This is a genomic window from Mycobacterium sp. TH-M82, assembly GCF_057473605.1.
Genome location: NZ_JBYCKY010000252.1, coordinates 1 through 2,220, shown reverse-complemented (window position 1 = coordinate 2,220; position 2,220 = coordinate 1). Strand labels below are relative to the sequence as shown.

The window sequence follows — 2,220 nt, the reverse complement described above, 5'->3', positions numbered from 1 at the left end:
CACCACATTCACCGATTCCAAATCCGACCTGATGCACCGTGCCGCAGACCGTCTCGCAAAGAACCTCACCGAGCCGGCGTGGACCCCCCGGCAGAAGCTGGCACTGACCTGCCGCGCGCTCTCCGACCGCGGGCACGACTCCGGTCTGACCGGCCAGATCACCGCCCGCGCCGAGCGGCCCGGCACCTACTACACCCAGCGGCTGGGGCTGGGCTTCGACGAGATCACCGAGGACAACCTGCTGCTCGTCGACGAGGACCTCAACGTGGTGGCGGGCCCGGACGCCCCGATTTCCCTGGACTCCCAGGCCGGTACCGCAATGGCCAATCCGGCCAACCGTTTCCACAGCTGGATCTACCGGGCGCGCCCCGATGTGAATTGCATCGTGCACACCCATGCGTTCCACGTGGCCGCACTGTCGATGCTGGAAACCCCGCTGGCGGTGTCGCACATGGACACCACGGCGCTCTACGACGACTGCGCGTTCCTGCCTTACTGGCCCGGCGTCCCGGTCGGCAACGAGGAAGGCGAGATCATCGCCAAGGCCCTCGGCGACAAGAGGGCGATCCTGCTGGCCCATCACGGCCTGATCATCGCCGGCGCCAGCATCGAGGAGGCGTGCTCATTGGCGGTGCTGATCGAGCGCGCCGCCGAACTGCAACTGGCCGCGATGGCCGCCGGCACCATCAGGGAACTGCCCGAGGATCTGGCCCGCCAGGCCCACGACTGGACGCTGCTGCCCGACCGCAGCAAGGCCAACTTCGCCTACTACGCCCGGCGCGCGCTGGCGGCTCATCCCGACGCTCTCACCCACTGAGGAGCAGCAAAAGTGCCTGCTTCCACAGAACTTCGCGGCATCATCGGCTACCCGGTGACCCCGTTTGCCTCCGACGACAGCATCGACACCGCGACGCTGACCACCGTGGTGGACCGGCTGGTGACGGCCGGGGTGCACGCGATCGCACCGCTGGGCAGCACCGGCGAGCTGGCCTACCTCGGCGAGGACGAGTTCAACACCGTGGTCGACACGTCGATCGCCGCCGTCGACCACCGGGTGCCGGTGATCGTCGGGGTGTCGGATCTGACCACCGCCACCACCGTGCGGCGCGCCCGGTACGCCCGGGACGCCGGCGCCGGCGCGGTCATGGTCGCCCCGGTGTCGTACTGGAAGCTCTCCGAGCGCGAGATCGCGCAGCACTACGCGAGCATCTCCGATGCGGTCGACGTCGCGATCATGGTCTACAACAACCCGGCCACCTCCGGCGTGGATATGCGCCCGGAACTGCTGGTGCGCATGTTCGACACCATCGACCACGTCACCATGGTCAAGGAGTCCACCGGGGACTTGTCCCGGATGCTCGCCATCGCCAAGTTCAGCGACGGCCGGCTGCCGTTCTACAACGGCAGCAATCCGCTGGTGCTCGACGCGCTGCGGGCGGGGGCCGCCGGTTGGTGCACCGCGGCGCCCAACCTGCGGGCGCAGCCGTGCCTGGACCTCTACACCGCGGTGCGCGCCGGTGACCTGGACAAGGCGCAGGCGCTCTACGACGACCTCAAGCCGCTGCTGGAGTTCATCGTGGCGGGCGGGCTGGCCGCCAGGGTCAAGGCCGGCCTGCAGTTGCTCGGTGTCGACGCCGGCGATCCGCGCCGGCCGCTGCTGCCGCTCGACGAACCCGGTCGCGCGCGGCTGGCCGAGTTGCTGCCGCACTAACCGAGCACTACCCGAGATCGCGCACCGCGAAGGTGTCGCACTGGTTGGGGTCGCCGGTCTGATAGCCGACGGTGAACCAGCGCTGGCGCTGCGCCGACGAGCCGTGCGTCCAGGCTTCCGGGTTGATGTAGCCGGTCGCGGCCTGCTGGATGCGGTCATCACCCACCGACGCCGCCGCCGACAGCGCGTCGCGAATGTCGTTGTCGGTCAGCGGCTCCAGAAACGGCACCCCGGTGCTCTCCTGTTTGGTGATCGACGCGTAGTGCGCCCACACCCCGGCGTAGCAGTCGGCCTGCAGTTCGGTGCGCACCCCGGCGCCTGAGGGTCCCTGCGCGCCGTGCTGGGCGCGGCCCAGCGTCCCGGCCAGGTTCTGAACGTGGTGGCCGAACTCATGGGCCACCACGTACTCCTGGGCCAGCCGTCCGCTGCTGGAGCCGAATTGGTCGACGAGCACCTGGAAGAAGTCGGTGTCGAAGTAGGCGGTCTGATCCACCGGGCAGTAGAACGGC

At 69.1% G+C, this 2,220-nt stretch carries 3 protein-coding genes; 2 read left to right on the top strand and 1 reads right to left on the bottom strand.

All coding sequences use genetic code 11. The features are described 5' to 3' along the window. Positions 1–817: aldolase (locus AC2VON_RS07810; RefSeq protein ID WP_486952433.1), on the top strand; the 817-nt coding region annotated here is incomplete at its 5' end. A 12-nt stretch (positions 818–829) separates the two neighbouring features. Next, on the top strand, positions 830–1,711 hold the full coding sequence (locus AC2VON_RS07805; protein ID WP_486952432.1) for a dihydrodipicolinate synthase family protein: 882 nt from the start codon (positions 830–832) through the stop codon (positions 1,709–1,711). A 7-nt stretch (positions 1,712–1,718) separates the two neighbouring features. Here the strand turns inward: AC2VON_RS07805 and AC2VON_RS07800 are convergent. Further along, positions 1,719–2,220: neutral zinc metallopeptidase (locus AC2VON_RS07800; RefSeq protein ID WP_486952431.1), on the bottom strand; the 502-nt coding region annotated here is incomplete at its 5' end.